The organism is Streptomyces sp. NPDC002490, assembly GCF_040296045.1.
In the GTDB taxonomy this organism is placed as follows: Bacteria; Actinomycetota; Actinomycetes; order Streptomycetales; family Streptomycetaceae; genus Streptomyces.
In genome coordinates this window covers 1-17355 of record NZ_JBEOWM010000020.1, presented here as the reverse complement: position 1 = coordinate 17355, position 17355 = coordinate 1, and the positions used below count along the sequence as shown (strand labels likewise).

Here is a 17355-nt window from a genome sequence, read left to right as displayed (position 1 = left end):
GCCGTCAGGGCTCCGGGTCGAGGTGGTCCTCCTCGAAGACCAACAGGGTGCGGGTGCTCAGCACCTCGGGGATGGCCTGGAGCCGGGTGAGCACCAGTTCGCGCAGCGCCCGGTTGTCCGCGGAGTGCACCAGCAGCAGCACGTCGAAGTCGCCGCTGACCAGGGCGATGTGGGCGGCGCCCGGCAGTGCGCGCAGCTGCTCGCGCACGGTGCGCCAGGAGTTCTGGACGATCTTCAGGGTGATGTAGGCGGAGGCGCCCTGGCCGGCGCGTTCGTGGTCGATGCGGGCGCCGAAGCCGCGGATGACCCCGTCGTCGAGGAGTCGGTTGATGCGGGCGTAGGCGTTCGCCCGGGAGACGTGGACCTGTTCCGCCACCGACCGTATCGACGCCCGGCCGTCGACCTGGAGGATCTGGAGGATGTCCCGGTCGATCCCGTCCAGCGGGCGGGGCGGCACGTAGGGCGGCGGCGCGGCGGGCGCGGGGGCGCCCGCACCCGGCTTCCCGCAGGTCCGCAGCTCCTCCTGGCCGGGCTCCTCCGGCCCTTCGGGTCCCTCGGGTCCGTGGACCATTCGTTCGGCTGCCATGCCCCCCCGCCTCCCCGCCATGGACGTCCTGCACCCATCCCAGGCTGTGGAGAACCGTTTGTCCACAGCCCGAACGGGCCTGTAGCCAAAATGTGCCACTGACCGAACAATCGGTAGGGGAGGCGCGTGTCCGTTCCGCGCGTCCCGACCGCTCCCCGCGGGGAGCCCGTCGCCGTCGACAAGGAGGTGCACGCGTGAACGTGAACAGTCACGGCACACCGGTCATGGACCAGCACGGAGCACGGACCCCCGGCCCGCCCCCTGCGTGGACCCCGCTCACCGACCCCGCCCCGCTGCTGCCCGACCCGGTCCCGTACCGCGTGCTGGGCACGCCCGCCGGCCGTGAGGCGGACCCCGAGCTGCTGCGCACCCTGCACGCCGCCCTGGTGCGCGGCCGCCGCTACAACACCCAGGCCACCGCGCTCACCAAGCAGGGCCGGCTCGCCGTCTACCCGTCGAGCACCGGGCAGGAGGCGTGCCAGGTCGCCGCGGCCCACGCGCTCCAGGAGCGCGACTGGCTCTTCCCCAGCTACCGCGACACCCTCGCGGTCATCGCCCGCGGCGTCGACCCCGTGGAGGCGCTCACCCTGCTGCGCGGCGACTGGCACACCGGCTACGACCCCGTGGCACACCGGGTGGCGCCGCTCTCCACCCCGCTGGCCACCCAGCTCCCGCACGCCGTGGGCCTCGCGCACGCCGCCCGGCTCCGGGGCGACGACGTGGTGGCGCTGGCGCTGGTCGGGGACGGCGGCACCAGCGAGGGCGACTTCCACGAGGCCCTGAACTTCGCCGCGGTGTGGCGGGCCCCGGTGGTCTTCCTGGTACAGAACAACGGCTTCGCGATCTCCGTCCCGCTCGACCGGCAGACCGCGGCCCCCTCCCTCGCCCACAAGGCGGTCGGCTACGGGATGCGCGGCCGGCTGGTCGACGGCAACGACGTGCTGGCCGTCCACGAGGTCCTCGCCGAAGCGGTGCGCCGCGCCCGCGAGGGCGAGGGCCCGACCCTGGTCGAGGCCATCACCTACCGCGTCGACGCCCACACCAACGCCGACGACGCGGGCCGCTACCGCACCGACGCCGACGTCGAGGTCTGGCGCGCCCACGACCCCGTCGACCTCGCCGAGCGGGAACTCACCGGCCGCGGGCTGCTGGACGAGGCGGGCCTGGCCGCGGTGCGCGAGGAGGCCGAGGCGATGGCCGCGGAGCTGCGCGCCCGACTGAACCGGGACCCGGTGCTCGACCCCGGGGAGCTCTTCGCGCACGTCTACGCCGAACCCACCCCCCAACTGCGCGAGCAGGCCGAGCAGCTGCGCGAGGAACTCCGCGCCGCGGACCCGGCGGCCGACGAACGACAGGACCCGCCCGGCGAGGGCGAGCACGAGGTGTGGAAGGAGACCGCACGATGAGCGCCGCCCCCGTCGCCGCCAAGCCCGCGACCATGGCCCAGGCCCTCAGCCGGGCCCTGCGGGACGCCCTGGCCGAGGACCCGACCGTGCACGTCATGGGGGAGGACGTCGGCACCCTCGGCGGGGTCTTCCGGATCACCGACGGGCTCGCCGCCGAGTTCGGCGAGCAGCGCTGCGCCGACACCCCGCTCGCCGAGGCCGGCATCCTCGGCACCGCCGTCGGCATGGCCATGTACGGGCTCCGCCCGGTCGTCGAGATGCAGTTCGACGCCTTCGCCTACCCGGCGTTCGAGCAACTCGTCTCGCACGTCGCGCGGATGCGCAACCGCACCCGCGGGGCCCTGGCGCTGCCGCTCACCATCCGGGTGCCCTACGGCGGCGGCATCGGCGGCGTGGAGCACCACAGCGACTCCTCCGAGGCGTACTACCTGGCCACCCCGGGGCTGCACGTGGTCACCCCGGCCACCGTGGCGGACGCCTACGGCCTGCTGCGGGCCGCCATCGCCTCCGACGACCCGGTCCTCTTCCTGGAGCCGAAGCGGCTGTACTGGTCCAAGGCCGCCTGGAACCCGGACCGCCCCGCAGCCGTTGAACCCCTGGGACGCGCGGTGGTGCGGCGCACGGGTCGCAGCGCCACGCTCCTGACGTACGGGCCGTCCGTCCCGGTCTGCCTGGAGGCGGCCGAGGCGGCCGAGGCCGAGGGCTGGGAGTTGGAGGTGGTGGACCTGCGTTCCCTGGTCCCGTTCGACGACGAGACGGTGTGCGCCTCGGTGCGCCGCACCGGTCGGGCCGTCGTCGTCCACGAGGCGGGCGGCTTCGGCGGACCGGGCGGCGAGATCGCGGCGCGGGTCACCGAGCGCTGTTTCCACTACCTTGAGGCACCAGTACTGCGTGTGGCCGGGTTCGACATCCCGTATCCGCCGCCGATGCTCGAACGGCACCACCTGCCGGGCGTCGACCGGATCCTGGACGCCGTGGCCCGACTTCAGTGGGAGGCGGAGGGCTGATGGCACAGGTGCTGGAGTTCAGGTTGCCGGACCTGGGGGAGGGACTGACCGAGGCGGAGATCGTCCGCTGGCTGGTCAGGGTGGGCGAGGTCGTCGCCGTCGACCAACCGGTGGTCGAGGTCGAGACCGCCAAGGCGCGGGTCGAGGTGCCCTGCCCCTATGCCGGCGTGGTCACCGCCCGCTTCGGCGAGGAGGGCACGGAGCTGCCCGTGGGCGCCCCGCTGATCACCGTCGCGGTGGGCGCCAAGGCCCCGCGGCCGGTCGAGGCGCCCGAGGCCGGGGAGGCCACCGGGTCGGCTCCCCCCGCCACCGAGGCGCCGCTGTCCGCCGCCACCGGCGGCGACGGGACCTCGGGCAACGTCCTGGTCGGCTACGGCACCGCGGCCGCCCCCGCCCGTCGACGCCGGGTGCGCAGGTCCCTGCTCGGCACCGGCCCGACCTCGGTGCGGGCGTCCGAGGTCGCCCTCCCCTCGCCGGCCCGCGGCGAACCGGAGGAGCCGGCGCGCGGCGAGGGTCCCGTCCCGGTGATCTCGCCCCTGGTGCGCAGGCTCGCCCGGGAACACGGCATCGACCTCATGGAGCTGGCCGGCTCCGGACCCGACGGACTGATCCTCCGCGCCGACGTGGAGTACGCCGTCCGCGCCCGGGGCAGGCGCGCCCCCGAGGAGCCCGCGCCGGCCGCGGGCATCCCCACGCCCCCGCCGTCCCGGGCGGCCGACCCCGCCTCCGTGGAGCGCGCCGCCTCCGGCGGGGAACGACCCGGCGCCACCCGGGTGCCGCTGCGCGGGGTACGGGGCGCGGTCGCCGACAAGCTGGTGCGCAGCCGGCGCGAGATACCCGAGGCGACCGTCTGGGTCGACGCCGACGCCACCGAGCTGTTGCGCACCCGGGCGGCGATGAACGAGGCGGGCGGCCCGCCGATCTCCCTGCTGGCGCTCCTCGCCCGGATCTGCGTCGCCGGGCTCGCCCGGCACCCCGAGCTGAACGCCACCGTCGACCAGGAGGCCCGCGAGATCGTCCGCCTGGACGCGGTGCACCTCGGCTTCGCCGCGCAGACCCCGCGCGGCCTGGTCGTGCCCGTGGTGAAGGACGCCCACGCGCACACCACGCAGTCCCTCAGCGAGGAGGTCGCCCGGCTCACCGAATCCGCCCGCTCGGGCGGGCTCGGGCCCGCACAGCTGACGGGTGGCACGTTTACGCTCAACAACTACGGGGTCTTCGGCGTCGACGGCTCCACCCCGATCATCAACCACCCCGAAGCGGCCATGCTGGGCGTCGGGCGGATCATCCCGCGGCCCTGGGTCCACGAGGGGGAGCTGGCCGTCCGTCAGGTCGTCGAGCTGACCCTCACCTTCGACCACCGGGTCTGCGACGGCGGCACCGCGGGCGGATTCCTCCGCTTCGTCGCCGACTGCGTGGAACGGCCCGCCGTCCTGTTGCGCATCCTCTGAACCGGTATCGGACCGTCCGCCCCACCCCCGGGGCGGCACGGTTCCGGCCACCGCCCATACTCATGGGGTGACTGCGCACGAGGGCGCCCATGACGCCGTGGTCCTCGCCGGGGGTGCCGCCCGTCGCCTCGGCGGTGCCGACAAGCCGGGGGTACGGGTGGGGGGCCGCACCCTGCTCGACCGGGTCCTCGCGGCCTGCGCCGGTGCGCGGACCACCGTCGTGGTCGCGGACCCCCGCCCCACCGAACGGCCCGTGCGGTGGGCACGGGAGGAACCGGCCGGGGCCGGACCGCTGGCCGCGCTGGAGGCGGGACTCCGCCACACCACCGCCCCGATCATCCTGGCCCTCTCCGCCGACCTGCCGTTCCTCACCGCCACCACGGTGCGCGGACTCCTCGCCGCCCTGGACGCCGGACCGGTCGACGCGGTGCTCCTCACCGACGCCACCGGCCGGGAACAACCGCTGGTCGCCGCCTACCGGACCACGGCCCTGCGCCGTGCGCTCGCCGCCCACGCACACCGTCACGGCGGCCTGGCCGGGCTGCCGTTGCGCCCCCTGCTGGCCCGGCTCCGCACCGGCCGGCTCCCCGACCCCCTCGCCTCCTTCGACTGCGACACCTGGGAGGACATCGCCTCGGCCCGGGCCCGCATCAGGGAGCATGGGCGGGTGCTGGACGAATGGATGACCGCGGTCACGGACGAACTCGGCATCGACCTCGACGTCGACACCGCGCTACTGCTCGATCTCGCCCGGGACGCCGCCCACGGGGTGGCGCGGCCCGCGGCACCCCTGACGACGTTCCTGGTCGGCTACGCGGCGGCCCGCGCCGGCGGCGGCCCCGACGCGGTGGCCGAGGCCGCCCGCCGCGCCACCGCACTGGCCGCCCGCTGGGCGGAGGAACCCACCACCGCCCCGGAGGCCCCGGGCCGCACCCCCGACGACGGGCCCGATGCCGCATGAGCACCATCGACCCGCCGTCAGCCGACGACCACCTAGCCCTGTACGAGGCCCTCACCCGCCCCCCGGCGGAAGCCGACCGGCACCGCCCCGCGACCCCGCGGCCCGCGGGACCCGCCACCGACCCGGACGACGCCGCCCTCGACTGGCCGGCCGCCCGTCGCCGCGCCGAGGCCGCGGGAACCGCCGCCCGCCGGGCCCGCCCCGCCGTCACCCTCCCGCTGCACACCGCCACCGGGCTGGTCCTCGCCGAACCGCTCACCGCCCTGACCGACCTCCCGCCCTTCGACACCGCCGCCATGGACGGCTGGGCGGTCTCCGGACCGGCCCCCTGGGCCGTCCGGGACACCGGGGTCCTCGCCGGTGCGGGCACCGAGGAACCCCTCACCGACGGCGAGGCCGTGCCGATCGCCACCGGCGCCCGGATCCCGGCGGAGACCACCGCAGTGCTCCGCACCGAGCACGCCCGCACCGACCACCACGGACGCCTCCACCCGAACCGGATCGTCACCCAGGGCCAGGACATCCGCGCCCGGGCCCAGGAGTGCCGCCGGGACGACCCCCTGCTGCCGGCCGGCGCCCTGGTCACCCCGGCCGCCCTCGGCCTTGCCGCCGCCGCCGGGTACGACGTGCTGAGCGTGCTGCCCCGCCCCACCGTGGAGGTGTTCGTCCTCGGCGACGAACTGCTGCGCGAGGGCCTGCCGCACGACGGACTGATCCGGGACGCCCTGGGCCCGCTGCTCCCCCCGTGGCTGACCGCCCTGGGGGCGGAGGTCACCGGACTCCGCCACCTCGGCGACGACGCCACCGCCCTCTACGCCGCGGTGGCCTCCGCCACCGCCGACGTGGTCCTCACCACCGGCGGCACCGCCGCCGGGCCCGTCGACCACGTCCACGACACCCTCCACCGGCTGGACGCCACCCTCCTGGTCGACGGGGTGCGGGTGCGCCCCGGCCACCCGATGCTGCTCGCCCGGTTCCCCGCCCCCACCAGCGGTCGCACCCGCTTCCTGGTCGGCCTGCCCGGCAACCCGCTCGCCGCGGTGGCCGGGCTGCTGACCCTCGCCGAGCCCCTGCTCCGCACCCTCGCGGGGCGCGGAGCCCCCGAGCCGTATCCGGCCCGGCTGCGGGAGGCGGTGCCCGGGCATCCGGAGGACACCCGACTCGTCCCGGTGACCCTGGACGGGGAGTCCGCCCTGCCCCTGCACTACGGCGGGCCGGCGATGCTCCGGGGGATCGCCGCCGCGGACGGCCTCGCCGTCGTCCCCCCCGGCGGCGGTCGGGCGGAACAGGAACTGGAGATCCTCGACCTTCCCTGGTCGATGTCCGCACTTGGGGTGTGTTTCACGTGAAACTTCCGGGCCAAGACGCGATCGCCCGTCAGGCCGACGAACATCTGGTGACCGGCCGGATCAAGCTGCCCAAGAGGGTGGTGGAACGCCCGCTGCGGCAGGTCGCCAAGCGTCTGTTGATGGCCCTGATGGTGCTGGTCGGCACCTCGTTCATCGTCTACGTCGACCGGGCCGGGTACGGGGACAACTCCGACAGCTCGGTGGACCTGTTGGACGCCTTCTACTACGCCACCGTCACCCTCTCCACCACCGGATACGGTGACATCACCCCGGTGAGCGACGGCGCCCGGCTCACCAACATCCTCGTCATCACCCCGCTCCGGGTGGTGTTCCTGATCATCCTCGTCGGTACGACCCTGGAAGTGCTCACCGAACGCACCCGGGAGGAGTGGCGGCTGAACCGCTGGAGGTCCAACTTGCGTGACCACACCGTCGTCGTGGGCTTCGGCACCAAGGGCCGCTCGGCGGTGCAGACCGTCTGCGCGACCGGGCTGAAGAAGGACCACGTGGTGGTCGTCGACCCCTCCGTCCGGGTGATCGAGGCGGCTACCGCCGAGGGGTACGTCGGGGTGATCGGCGACGCCACCCGCAGCGACGTGCTGCTCCGCGCCGAGGTGCAGAAGGCCCGTCAGATCATCATCGCCACCCAACGCGACGACACCGCGGTCCTGGTGACCCTCACCGCCCGCCAATTGAACCGGGGCGCCAAGATCGTGGCGGCGGTGCGCGAGGAGGAGAACGCCCCGCTGCTCCGGCAGTCGGGCGCCGACGCCGTCATCACCAGCGCCAGCGCTGCCGGTCGGCTCCTCGGCCTCTCGGTGCTCAGCCCCAGCGCGGGCCGGGTGATGGAGGACCTCATCCACCAGGGCAGCGGGCTCGACATCGTCGAACGGCCGGTCATAAAGGCCGAGGTCGGACTCACCGCCCGGGAGACCGAGGACCTGGTGGTCAGCGTGGTCCGCGGCCACCGCGTGCTCGGCTACGACGATCCGACCCTCGGCCCGCTCCAGCTGACCGACCGCCTGATCACCATCGTCCGCGCCTCCCCGCGGGCGCCCGCGGAGCCCCGGCAGCAGCCGGGAGGCTGACCGCACCGGTGAAGGCCCGTCAGCCGCTGCCTCAGTCCTCCACATGGGTGCCGGACGAGCCATCGACTTCTGCCATGGCCAGGTCGGTGAGAAGGCGCCGTCCGGACCGAGAACGACCATCACGTCAGCAACTCTTCCAGGTTCGTCCGCTGTCCTGGCGAACGTGCTCCTGGAGGCGGCAGAACCGAGCCGCACGCTCCTGGCAGGAGCACACCACGGCTGGGGCGCCGGCGGCTCACGGATTCCCCTTGCTGGGCCCGTCCAGGTAGTGATGGACCATGGTGCTGAGGATCTCCACGAGCGCGTCCGCCCGTTGTCGATCCTCGCGCTGACCGTGTAGGGCTTCGTCGGCAGCCCGTAGGCGGGCCAAGGCCGCCGGCTCACCGTCCTCCACCTCGTAGACCAGTGGTGTGGTGATCAGGTTCATGCACTCGGTGAACAATTGACGGGTGGTGGTGGACGGCGGTGCAGGGTCGGGATCGGTGTGCGGGTGGGTCAGGTACCGCGCGGGGTCGGTGAGGCTCCAGCCGACGACGGTGTCGTGCTGGACGAGGAGTGCCACGTCGGGGGCGATGCCGACGCGTGCCTGCAAGGGTTCGTCCAGAACGTCGAGGTCACGCAGACAGGTCAGCACGGCGTCCCCCGGAGCACGACAGAGCACCGTAGCGGGGCTCTGGCGGAACTCCCGCATCTCGTCGGCGCGGAGGCCACCCGGACGCACCGCGGGCACGGCGGGGACCCGTGCAGCATCCCGGGCGGCAGCGGAATCCTCACTCAGCGTGAACTCGAATCCGACTAGCTGCCGACTGGTCGGATCGAACCGAAGGACATCCCAGTCGTCCAACAGCCAGTCCTGGCTGCCGAACGTGTCCACGAGGAACCTTTCCCGCTCCACGACATTCGCGTAGGGCACAACGTGCACAGTCGTGCCGAAGAAACGCGGCAGGAGAGGCAACGGCTCATTCGTCACCGTCGCACGCCAGCCGTTGTCGAAGGCAAATTTCATGGAGGATCCTGTCTCATCTGATCTGCTTCCCAGGGTTCATGAATCCATCCTTGGCTGGAATCCTACCTTCCACGATGTCCTCGTGAGTGATCGGTGCGCCAGGGTCTGTGGGCTTGCCGCCGAGCGCAGTTGCTCCGGATTCGCCCTTGATCCCTGACGATCCGTACGCGGTGATGACCTGGCCGGACTTGGAGCCAGGTCCCTCGGTCACCACCAGATCCTCACCCTGCCGAAAGAGCACCCTTCCGCTCGTTCCCGTCGATAGATACACCGCATCTGGGTTTTTTAGAACCTCCAGTACTCGCTCGTCGGTAAATCCGTGACCCGTATCCCCATGGTAATTTTTGTGCTTCTGCAATTTCCCGTTCTGCGCATCATCGATGATCTTGTCTACGGCCTTCTGGGTCCGTTGTTGAGCCCTTTCCTCCCTCGTGTACTTGGGCATGAGCCCGTGCGGATCGCACCCGCTGTGCGGGTTGTCCACATAGGCGAGGGGGTTCGGCGCCGGGGCCAGGCCGAGGGGGTCCGGGGAGGTGTAGCGGCCGGTTTCGGGGTCGTAGTGGCGGAAGTGGTTGTAGTGGAGGCCGGTTTCGGGGTCGTAGTACTGGCCGGGGAAGCGCAGCGGGGTGTAGGTGCTGCTGTCGCGGGCCCAGGCGGTGGTGCCCCAGAGGGTGGAGCGGGAGCGCCAGGCGAGGTCGCCGGACTCGTCGACCAGTTCGGTGGGGGTGCCGATGAGGTCGGTGGCGATGGCGAAGAACCGGCGGTCGATCTCCTGTTGCCGGTCGTCGGCGGTGAGGATGCGCTCGGTCTGGGCGAGGGGGACGAGGTCCCGGTGGTCCCAGGTGAGGGCGACGGTGTGCGACTGTCCGGGCTGGTGGCCGGTCTGTTCGCACAGGGTGAGGCCGTCCCAGGTGAACCGGACCTCTTCGGCCACGGTCTCGCCGTCGGCGGCCAGGCGTTGTTTGGCGGTGCGGCGGCCGAGGGGGTCGTAGCGGTATCGCCAGCGGGTGCCGTCGGGGGTGGTCACGGAGGTGAGGCGGTTCTCCGTGTCCCACGCGTAGCGCCAGGTGTCGGGCTTGCGGGAGAGCCGGGTCTTCTGGCGCAGGGTGACCCGGCCGAGGGCGTCGTGTGCGAAGCGGACCCGGCCGGCGCGGGTGATCGTGGTGCCGGTGTAGGCGCGCTCGCCGGTGGCTTCGTGGCCCGGGTGGCGGGACGGCCAGGACGCGCTGGTCTGGTTGCCGGCCGCGTCGTAGGCGTACCGCTCCGTCCAGCCCTCGGCGTGGACGGCGGTGATCCGTCCGGTCCGGTCGAGGTCGAAGGTGCGGGTGCCGGAGAGTCGGTCCGCCACGGAGAGCAGGTGGCCGTCGGCACGGTAGGCGTAGGAACGGCTGTTGAGGGTGCGCGCCCCGGCGCTGATGCGGTGTTCGGCCAGGCGTCCGGCCTCGTCCCAGGCCGAGGACAGGGTGATCGTGCCGTCGACGGTGCGGGTGAGCTCCCGGCCGGCGGCGTCGTGGGTGAAGTCGATGCCGTGACCGCCGGTGGTCAGGCGCCCGGGCCGACCGCCGGGGTCGTAGGCGTAGGACGTGACGTGGCCGGTGGGGGTGGTGCGGCGGGTGCGGCGGCCCAGGGCGTCGTAGGCGTAGACGGTGGCACGCCCGTCGACGAGTTCGGTCTTGACGTTGCCCCGGCGGTCGTACTGGTAGCGGAGTTCGCCGTCCGGTCCGACCGCCTCCGACAGGCGTCCGGCACGGTCGTGGGCGTAGGTCGTCACCCGGCCGTCGACGTCCTTGCGGACCACCTGGCCGAGCCGGTCCCGTTCGAACGCGATGGTGCCGCCGAGCGCGTCGGTGCGCGCGGCGAGCCGGCCGGCGGCGTCCATGCGGTAGGTGAGGGTGCGTCCGTCGAAGTCGGTCTCGGAGACGGTGTGGCCGGCTCCGTCGTACGCGTAGGTCCAGGTCAGCCCTTGTGGATTGGTGACGCGGGTGAGCTGGAGGTCCGCGTCGTGCTCGAACTCGTAGCGGACGCCGTCCGGCCCGGTGCGGGCCAGGGGCAGGTCGAAGTGGGTGTACTCGAAGCGGGAGACGCCACCGGAGGCGTCGGTGTGGGTGAGGCAGTTGCCCTCGCCGTCGTAGGTCCACGCCTCGGTCGAGCCGTCGGGTGCGGTGCGCCGGGCGAGTTGGCCGTCGGCGTCCCACGCGAAGTGGGTGACCCCTCCCGTCGGGTCGGTGGTCCGGACCGGGCGGCCGAGGGCGTCGCGGTCCGTGCGGGTGACGCCTCCGGACGGGTCGGTCACTGCCCGGGGCAGCCCCGACGCGTCGCACACCACGTGCGTCGTGGCCCCGAGGGCGTCGGTGACGGAGGTGAGTCGGCCGGCGTCGTCGTAGGTGTGACGGGTGGTGGCGCCCGCTGGATCGGTGACGGTCGTGCGGTTGCCGCGTTCGTCGTACGCGTGGACCGTCCGGGTGCCGTCCGGGCCGTGGACCTCCACCGGCAGCCCGAACGGGCCGCGCACGGTCCGCAGTTCGCTGCCGTCGGGGCGGGTGGCGGAGACGAGCCGGCCGTCCTCGTCGTAGGAGAAGGACGTGGTGTTGCCCAGGGGGTCCGTGCGGCTCAGGGGATTGCCGTGCGGGTCGTAGGTGAACCGGGTGGTGTGGCCCAGCGGGTCGGTGAGCGCCAGCAGACGGCAGCGGGGGCCGAACAGGTGCCGGGTCGTGTGCCCGGACGCGGTGGTGAGGGTGGTGGTGTGGTGGCCGGTCTCCGGGTCCGGATCGGTGTAGGTCAGGGCGATCTGGACGTGGCCGGCCTCGCCGCCCTCCGCCACGACGCGGTCGCGGTCGTCGTAGAAGTAGTCGTAACGGCTGTCGTTGGAGTCGATCCAGGCGGTGACCCGATGGCGGTCGTCGTAGACGAAGGTGGTGGTGGCCCCGGACGGCTTGGTGACGGTGGTGAGGTCGCCGTTCGTGTACCCGTAGCTCATCAGGGGGAGGTCGGCGCCGCCCTCACCGGCACCGACCAGGGACAGACCGGATATCAGCCCGTCGGTGACGGACAGCTTCAGGTGGTGGCCCGCCGAGTGGACCAGCGCGGTCGGCACACCGCTGTCGGCGCGGTCGACGGTGAGGCAGTGGCCGTTCCGCTCGGTGATGCCGGAGAGCCAGGCGCGGCCGTCCTCCCCCGGTTCGCCGTCGGTCGGGGCGGTGAAGTGGAAGGTGAGGCCGCTGTCGGCGGCGGTGACCGTGTAGTGGCCGTCGGCGTCACGGGCCAACAGGGTGCGGGCGCCGCCCGTCGCCGGCTCCGTGGGAGCGCCCGGCACGGGATGCGGGTACGGGATCAGGAGTCCTTCGGCGGTCACGTGCAGGACGCCGAGCGCGTCGATCTCCAGCCGCTCGTCGACGGTGGAGGTCCAGGCGGGCCCCAGGAAGCGGCCCACCGCGCAACCGGACTCGGTGCGGCGGGTGAAGACCAGCGGCAGGATGCCCGGCAGCGCGACGTCGGTCTGGGGGAGGAACATCCGGCCGGTGGCGAGGTCGACCGGGTCGCCGCCCTTCTTGCGGTCGCCGTCCGAGGTGTTGTGGGCGCCGTCCGGGTCGTCGTCGACCAGCTTGCGCGCCTTCGCGGCGTCGGCGGCGTTCTCGGCGACGCGCACCGCCTTGACCGCGGCGCCGCCGCCGGCGGTGGCCGCGGTCAGCGCGACGTCCGGCAGCAGCCGGCCGAAGCCCTCGTAGGGGTCCCGCATGAAGTCGCCGATCATCTGCTTGCCCGTGCCCACCGGGTCGTTGGCGGCGATCACCACCCCGGCGGCCAGGCTGTTGAGGTTGGTCGCGTACTCGGCGGGGTGCGTGATGTTGTACGGGTCCAGGGGGTTGATCCCGCGGACGAAGTTCAGCAGTCCCGCGGTGCCCTTGATCAGGCCGCTGCCGACGTGCTCCCGCATGATCTGCAGTTCCTGGAACCCGTCGCCCGCCTGCTGTGCGTAGGAGGGTTTCGCGGGAGCCAGGTCCCGGGCGGCGCGGACCGCGGTGCGCGCCGTCTCCGCGGCCGTGTTCCGCTGCTTGCGGGCTTCGGCGAGGATGTCCTGGGCGTCCTGCATCAGCTTCTTGCCCGGGTCGTCGAAGGTCGGAGCAGGGCACGGCGGCAGGGTGGACGGGTCGCGCTGGTCGGCGGGCCGGGCGTTGTAGCGGTCGGCCGCCCTGTTGTAGTCGTCGACCTTCTTGCGGTGGGCGTCCGCGGCGTCCCGGGAGGCCGCGGTGCCTTCCTTCCACTTGTCGATCGCCACCTGTGCCCGACCCTGTGCCCAGGTGACGGTGCCGGCGAAGCCCTCCATCGCGGCCGCGGCCTTCTCGCACGCGTCGGCCCCGGCGAACCACTTGGGCGGCTGGGTGCTCACCGCGGTCCGCAGCGCCTCGGCCGCCTCGCCCTTCAGTTCGGTGGACTTCAGGCCCTTGAGCCCTTCGCCGGCGTCGTCGAACGCGGCGCGGAAGGCACGGAGCTTCGTGGCCGAGGAGCGGATCTCGGCGGCACTGCCGTGGACCAGCTTGGTCTTGTCCTCGGTCTGCCCGAGGTCCATCTCGTCGACCTCGGCGCCCATCCGGTTGGCGACGGAGCGGGACTGTTCCCGCACCCACTCCGAACCGGACTCCCAACCGACGTCGTCCAGGCGGTCGGCGGTCCAGTTCCCGGCGTCCTCCACCCGGTTGCCGACCCACTCCGCACCGTCCTCGACCGCGTTCTCGACCGAGTCGGGCGTGATGTCACTGAGGAAGTCGCCCACGCCCATGGTCAGTTCCCCCCGGACTCACCCGGCTGCTCGGCCTGCCGGGCGCGTTCCTGGGGCGAGGGGCCGAAGACGTCCTCCAGCCCCCGCTCCCACTGCCCGTCGGACACGCCGAAGGCGTCCTTGAGCGCCTCCGCCTGCTGCCCGCCCCGGCCCTCGGTGAGGACGGTGCGGCCGGTGTCCTGCCAGGTCTGCCCCATCTCCTGACCGGCCCGCTCCCAGGACTCCCCGCTCCACTCCGGCTCCAGGGCGTCCGGCGTGAACACCTCGCCCCAGTCCTGCCGGGCGATGTCCTCCTCCGAGGCGTACGGACTGCCGCCCATCACGGAGTTGACGCCCACCTTCAACGCGCCCTCCACGTAACTGTCGTGTTCCCACTGGGTGCCCGCGGCCAGGCCCAGGCGGTTCGCGAGCGCGCTGGCATCGGCGACCAAGGCCCGCACGCCCCACTCCCAGCGTTCGCAGAAGTCCTCGAAGTCGGCCGACAGGCCGTGATGGCCGACCTCCATCCCGGTCATCGACAACTCCGAGAAGCCCTTGCCCATCTTCGAACCCGTGGCCCCGCCGAGTTCGCCGAGCCCGTCGATCGTCGCGCCCACGCCCTGCGTGAACTTCGCGACGGACGCCTTGTCGAACCGCAGGTCCGCCCCTTCACCGGCCATTCCCGTGTTCCTCCTCCGCCTCGACGTCCACGGCCGCACCGTCCCCGACGACGCCGACCACCGGCGGGAAGAACATCGACCCGTCCTCGGTCGCGACGTCCACCGCCAGCCCGGCGGGCTCCCCCAGGGTCGGCACGACCTCGTCGACGATCCGTGCCCCCCGCAACGCGGCGTACTCCACGGGCTGTTCACGGTGTCCGTGACGCAGCGCGAACCGGGCCAAGGCGGTCTCGTCGGTGAACCCGCAGATCCACCGCACCCCGCCCGACCGCGTCGACCACAGCCCGCCGCCGGTCATCGGCACCAGGAGGATCGAGCGCCGCATCTCACCGACCAACGCGCGCGGGTCACCAAGGCCCCTCCTCCGCTCCGCGATCCGCTCGGCGAGCGCCGTCCTCGGCTGCTCCACCACACCATCCCCCCTCCGGGCCGGCCCGTCGTCCGTGGGAGGGACGCGTCGGCGGCTCGCCGGGTTCCCGGCCACCGCCCCGCCCGCCACGCCCCCCGCTGGGTAGCGTGGTGGCCATGAAGGCAATCACGATCCCGGCCCCCGGCGGGCCCGAGGTCCTCCGGTGGGCGGACGTGCCCGAGCCCGCCCCGCGCGAGGGGGAAGTCCTGGTCGAGGTGGTCGCCAGCGCGGTCAACCGGGCCGACCTGCTGCAACGCCGCGGCCTGTACGACCCGCCGCCCGGGGCGTCCCCGTACCCCGGGCTGGAGTGCTCCGGGCGGGTCGCCGCACTGGGTCCCGGGGTGGCGGGCTGGTCGGTGGGGGACGAGGTGTGCGCCCTGCTCTCGGGCGGCGGCTACGCGGAGCGGGTCGCGGTGCCGGTGGGGCAACTGCTGCCCAAGCCCGAGGGGGTGTCCCTGGTGGAGGCGGCGGCCCTGCCCGAGGTGGCCTGCACGGTGTGGTCCAACCTGTTCATGGTCGCCCGGTTGCGGCCCGCCGAGACCGTCCTCCTCCACGGCGGCGGCAGCGGCATCGGCACCCTCGCCATCCAGTTGGCCAAGGCGGTCGGTGCCCGGGTCGCCGTCACCGCCGGCTCCCCCGAGAAGCTGCGCCGCTGCGCCGGGCTCGGCGCCGACCTGCTGATCGACTACCGGGAACAGGACTTCGTCGAGGAGGTCCGGCGGGCCACCGACGGGGCGGGCGCGGACGTGGTCCTCGACATCGTCGGCGCGAAGTACCTGGACCGGAACGTCCGGGCGCTGGCCGAGAACGGACGGCTCGTCATCATCGGGATGCAGGGCGGCACCCGGGCCGAACTGGACATCGGCGCCCTGCTGGCCAAGCGGGCCGCGGTGGTGGCGACCTCGCTGCGCGGCCGTCCCGGGGCGGAGAAGGCGGCGATCGTCGCCGAGGTGCGGGAGCACGTCTGGCCGCTGGTCGCCTCCGGGCGGGTGCGGCCGGTCGTCGACCGGAGCGTCCCGATGCGGGACGCGGCCCTCGGCCACCGGGTGCTGGAGGAGGGCGGCAACGTCGGGAAGGTGCTGCTGACCGCGTAGCGCAGGGGCGTCCCCCGGACGGCGGCGCTGGAGGTGCCGGGTGCGGCCCGGGGGGCGAGGGTGGCCGCGGGGACGGTTCGGTCCGGAGGGCGGTCGCGGTGGCTGCGTTGCTGGGTGCGTTCGGCGGGGTCGGCACGGGCCTCGCCCTGACCGCGTTGCTGCTGGCTCCCCCCGACCCGGCGCCCGGGCGGTCCCCGACCTCCGCCGTGGCGGTCCCGCCTGCGGCGACCGCCGTGCCCTCCCTCGTGGTCACGGCCCCGGCCTCGCCGACCCGACGGCCCCCCGCCGCCGTGCCCCCCGCCGCCGTGCCCTCCGCCGCGGTGCCCGCCGCCTCCCCGGGCGGACCGGTGGCGCCGGCCCCGCCCGTACCGGGCGCCCCGGCCCCGGCCCGCCCGGACGACCCGGGGCCGCCGCCCTCCTCCCTCCCCTCCTTCCCGGGACCCGACCCCGCCGAGGGACGCCCCGACCCCGCCGAGTCCCGCGCCGGGAGCCGCGCGGGCGAGGGCCGGCTGCGCCCCGGCCGCCCGGCGGAGCCCTCCGGGCCCGGCCGGGAGGGCTCCGCCACCCCGGCCCCGAAGGCCACCGGGCCCGTCGCACCGGAGCGCGGGTCGGGGCGGGCGACGGTTCCGGACGGCGGTGCCGCCGAGGACGGGGCGGAGCCGGGGGGCGACACCGAGGCCGGCGGCGGCAAGGCCGTCGAGCAGGCCGCGGACGGGGCGGTGCCGCACCCCGCCGCTCCCCGGGACCCGCGTTCCCAGGTCCTCTCGCTGGGCAGCGGGCTGCTGCTGATGGGGCTGGGCCTCGGGTACCTGGGGTGGCGGCTGCGCCGGTGGTGAGCGGGTGCGCCCCGTCCGGGCGGACGGGGCGCGGACGGAAGCCGACCGGGATCCGGGGGCAGCACCCCGCACCGCGGCGCGGTGCGCGACAATGAGCGCATGGAGATGCCGAGGAACGAACGGTCGCAGGAGAGCCCCCAGGTCCTGGTCGTGGGCCAGGACGGCATGGCGCTCGGCGGCGGCGCCGGCCCGGACGAGGACTCCCGCGAGGTCCCGGTGACGGAGATGGTGGAGCAGCCCGCGAAGGTCATGCGCATCGGCAGCATGATCAAGCAGCTCCTGGAGGAGGTGCGGGCCGCTCCCCTCGACGACGCGAGCCGGCAGCGGCTCAAGGAGATCCACGCCAGCTCGGTGAAGGAGCTGGAGGACGGTCTCGCCCCGGAGCTGGTGGACGAGCTGGAGCGGCTGTCGCTGCCCTTCACCGACGAGGCCACCCCGAGCGACGCGGAGCTGCGGATCGCGCAGGCGCAGCTGGTGGGCTGGCTGGAGGGGTTGTTCCACGGCATCCAGACCACCCTGTTCGCCCAGCAGATGGCGGCCCGCGCCCAGCTGGAGCAGATGCGTCGGGCGCTGCCCCCGGGCGTCGGTGGCGACGAGGACCACGTCCACCCCGGTGGCCGCACCGGAGGCCCGTACCTGTAGGGGGCCGACGGAACGGGTGGGGGGCACGGCGGTGGCGCGCCCGGCGCCCCCCCCCCAAAGGGGGGAGGGAGCCGGGGAGGCGGG

Annotated in this window: 14 protein-coding genes; 9 read left to right on the top strand and 5 right to left on the bottom strand. The window is 73.9% G+C overall.

The genetic code is table 11. The annotated features are described in order from the left end of the window. Nucleotides 1–4: 4 nt before the first annotated feature. Nucleotides 5–586: an Lrp/AsnC family transcriptional regulator gene (locus ABT092_RS15045; RefSeq protein ID WP_351243779.1), complete on the bottom strand. Its 582-nt coding sequence runs from the start codon at nucleotides 584–586 to the stop codon at nucleotides 5–7. Between the two features lie 224 nt (nucleotides 587–810). Between ABT092_RS15045 and pdhA the strand changes: the two genes are divergently transcribed. The 6 genes from pdhA (at nucleotide 811) to ABT092_RS15015 (ending at nucleotide 7848) form a co-directional block, all read left to right on the top strand. After that, the gene (pdhA, locus tag ABT092_RS15040; RefSeq protein WP_351243935.1) at nucleotides 811–1992 is read left to right on the top strand and encodes a pyruvate dehydrogenase (acetyl-transferring) E1 component subunit alpha; all 1182 of its coding nucleotides are present in this window, start codon (nucleotides 811–813) and stop codon (nucleotides 1990–1992) included. Beyond that, nucleotides 1989–2999: an alpha-ketoacid dehydrogenase subunit beta gene (locus tag ABT092_RS15035; protein WP_351243777.1), complete on the top strand. Its 1011-nt coding sequence runs from the start codon at nucleotides 1989–1991 to the stop codon at nucleotides 2997–2999. The genes pdhA and ABT092_RS15035 overlap by 4 nt, the downstream gene beginning before the upstream one ends. After that, nucleotides 2999–4450 carry a dihydrolipoamide acetyltransferase family protein gene (locus ABT092_RS15030; protein WP_351243775.1) on the top strand — a complete coding sequence of 484 codons (1452 nt, stop codon included), beginning with the start codon at nucleotides 2999–3001 and terminating at the stop codon, nucleotides 4448–4450. The genes ABT092_RS15035 and ABT092_RS15030 overlap by 1 nt, the downstream gene beginning before the upstream one ends. A gap of 67 nt (nucleotides 4451–4517) precedes the next feature. Continuing rightward, entirely contained in the window at nucleotides 4518–5411 is an 894-nt protein-coding gene (locus ABT092_RS15025; protein WP_351243773.1) for an NTP transferase domain-containing protein, read from the top strand. After that, the gene (locus ABT092_RS15020) at nucleotides 5408–6760 is read left to right on the top strand and encodes a molybdopterin molybdotransferase MoeA (protein WP_351243771.1); all 1353 of its coding nucleotides are present in this window, start codon (nucleotides 5408–5410) and stop codon (nucleotides 6758–6760) included. Before ABT092_RS15025 ends, ABT092_RS15020 begins: the two co-directional genes overlap by 4 nt. Next, a complete protein-coding gene (locus ABT092_RS15015) occupies nucleotides 6748–7848 on the top strand; it encodes a potassium channel family protein (RefSeq protein ID WP_351243769.1) in 1101 nt (366 codons plus the stop codon). Before ABT092_RS15020 ends, ABT092_RS15015 begins: the two co-directional genes overlap by 13 nt. A 235-nt stretch (nucleotides 7849–8083) precedes the next feature. On the opposite strand, the gene ABT092_RS15010 is transcribed toward ABT092_RS15015, so the two are convergent. The 4 genes from ABT092_RS15010 to ABT092_RS14995 are packed head-to-tail and all read right to left on the bottom strand — an operon-like array spanning nucleotide 8084 to nucleotide 14699. Next, nucleotides 8084–8854, bottom strand: a complete 771-nt coding sequence (locus ABT092_RS15010) for a hypothetical protein (RefSeq protein WP_351243767.1) — start codon at nucleotides 8852–8854, stop codon at nucleotides 8084–8086. A 13-nt stretch (nucleotides 8855–8867) separates the two neighbouring features. Next, complete coding sequence (locus ABT092_RS15005; RefSeq protein ID WP_351243765.1) at nucleotides 8868–13631, bottom strand: putative T7SS-secreted protein; 4764 nt, start codon at nucleotides 13629–13631, stop codon at nucleotides 8868–8870. Between the two features lie 2 nt (nucleotides 13632–13633). Then, nucleotides 13634–14290, bottom strand: coding sequence for a hypothetical protein (locus tag ABT092_RS15000; RefSeq protein WP_351243763.1), 657 nt, complete (start codon nucleotides 14288–14290; stop codon nucleotides 13634–13636). Then, on the bottom strand, nucleotides 14280–14699 hold the full coding sequence (locus ABT092_RS14995; protein ID WP_351243761.1) for an SseB family protein: 420 nt from the start codon (nucleotides 14697–14699) through the stop codon (nucleotides 14280–14282). Before ABT092_RS14995 ends, ABT092_RS15000 begins: the two co-directional genes overlap by 11 nt. A 116-nt stretch (nucleotides 14700–14815) precedes the next feature. On the opposite strand from ABT092_RS14995, the gene ABT092_RS14990 reads away from it, so the two are divergent. The 3 genes from ABT092_RS14990 (at nucleotide 14816) to ABT092_RS14980 (ending at nucleotide 17271) form a co-directional block, all read left to right on the top strand. Beyond that, nucleotides 14816–15793 carry an NAD(P)H-quinone oxidoreductase gene (locus ABT092_RS14990; RefSeq protein ID WP_351243759.1) on the top strand — a complete coding sequence of 326 codons (978 nt, stop codon included), beginning with the start codon at nucleotides 14816–14818 and terminating at the stop codon, nucleotides 15791–15793. Nucleotides 15794–15891: 98 nt separating this feature from the next. Further along, nucleotides 15892–16629 carry a hypothetical protein gene (locus ABT092_RS14985; protein ID WP_351243757.1) on the top strand — a complete coding sequence of 246 codons (738 nt, stop codon included), beginning with the start codon at nucleotides 15892–15894 and terminating at the stop codon, nucleotides 16627–16629. A 99-nt stretch (nucleotides 16630–16728) separates the two neighbouring features. Continuing rightward, on the top strand, nucleotides 16729–17271 hold the full coding sequence (locus ABT092_RS14980) for a bacterial proteasome activator family protein (protein WP_351243755.1): 543 nt from the start codon (nucleotides 16729–16731) through the stop codon (nucleotides 17269–17271). Nucleotides 17272–17355 lie beyond the last annotated feature (84 nt).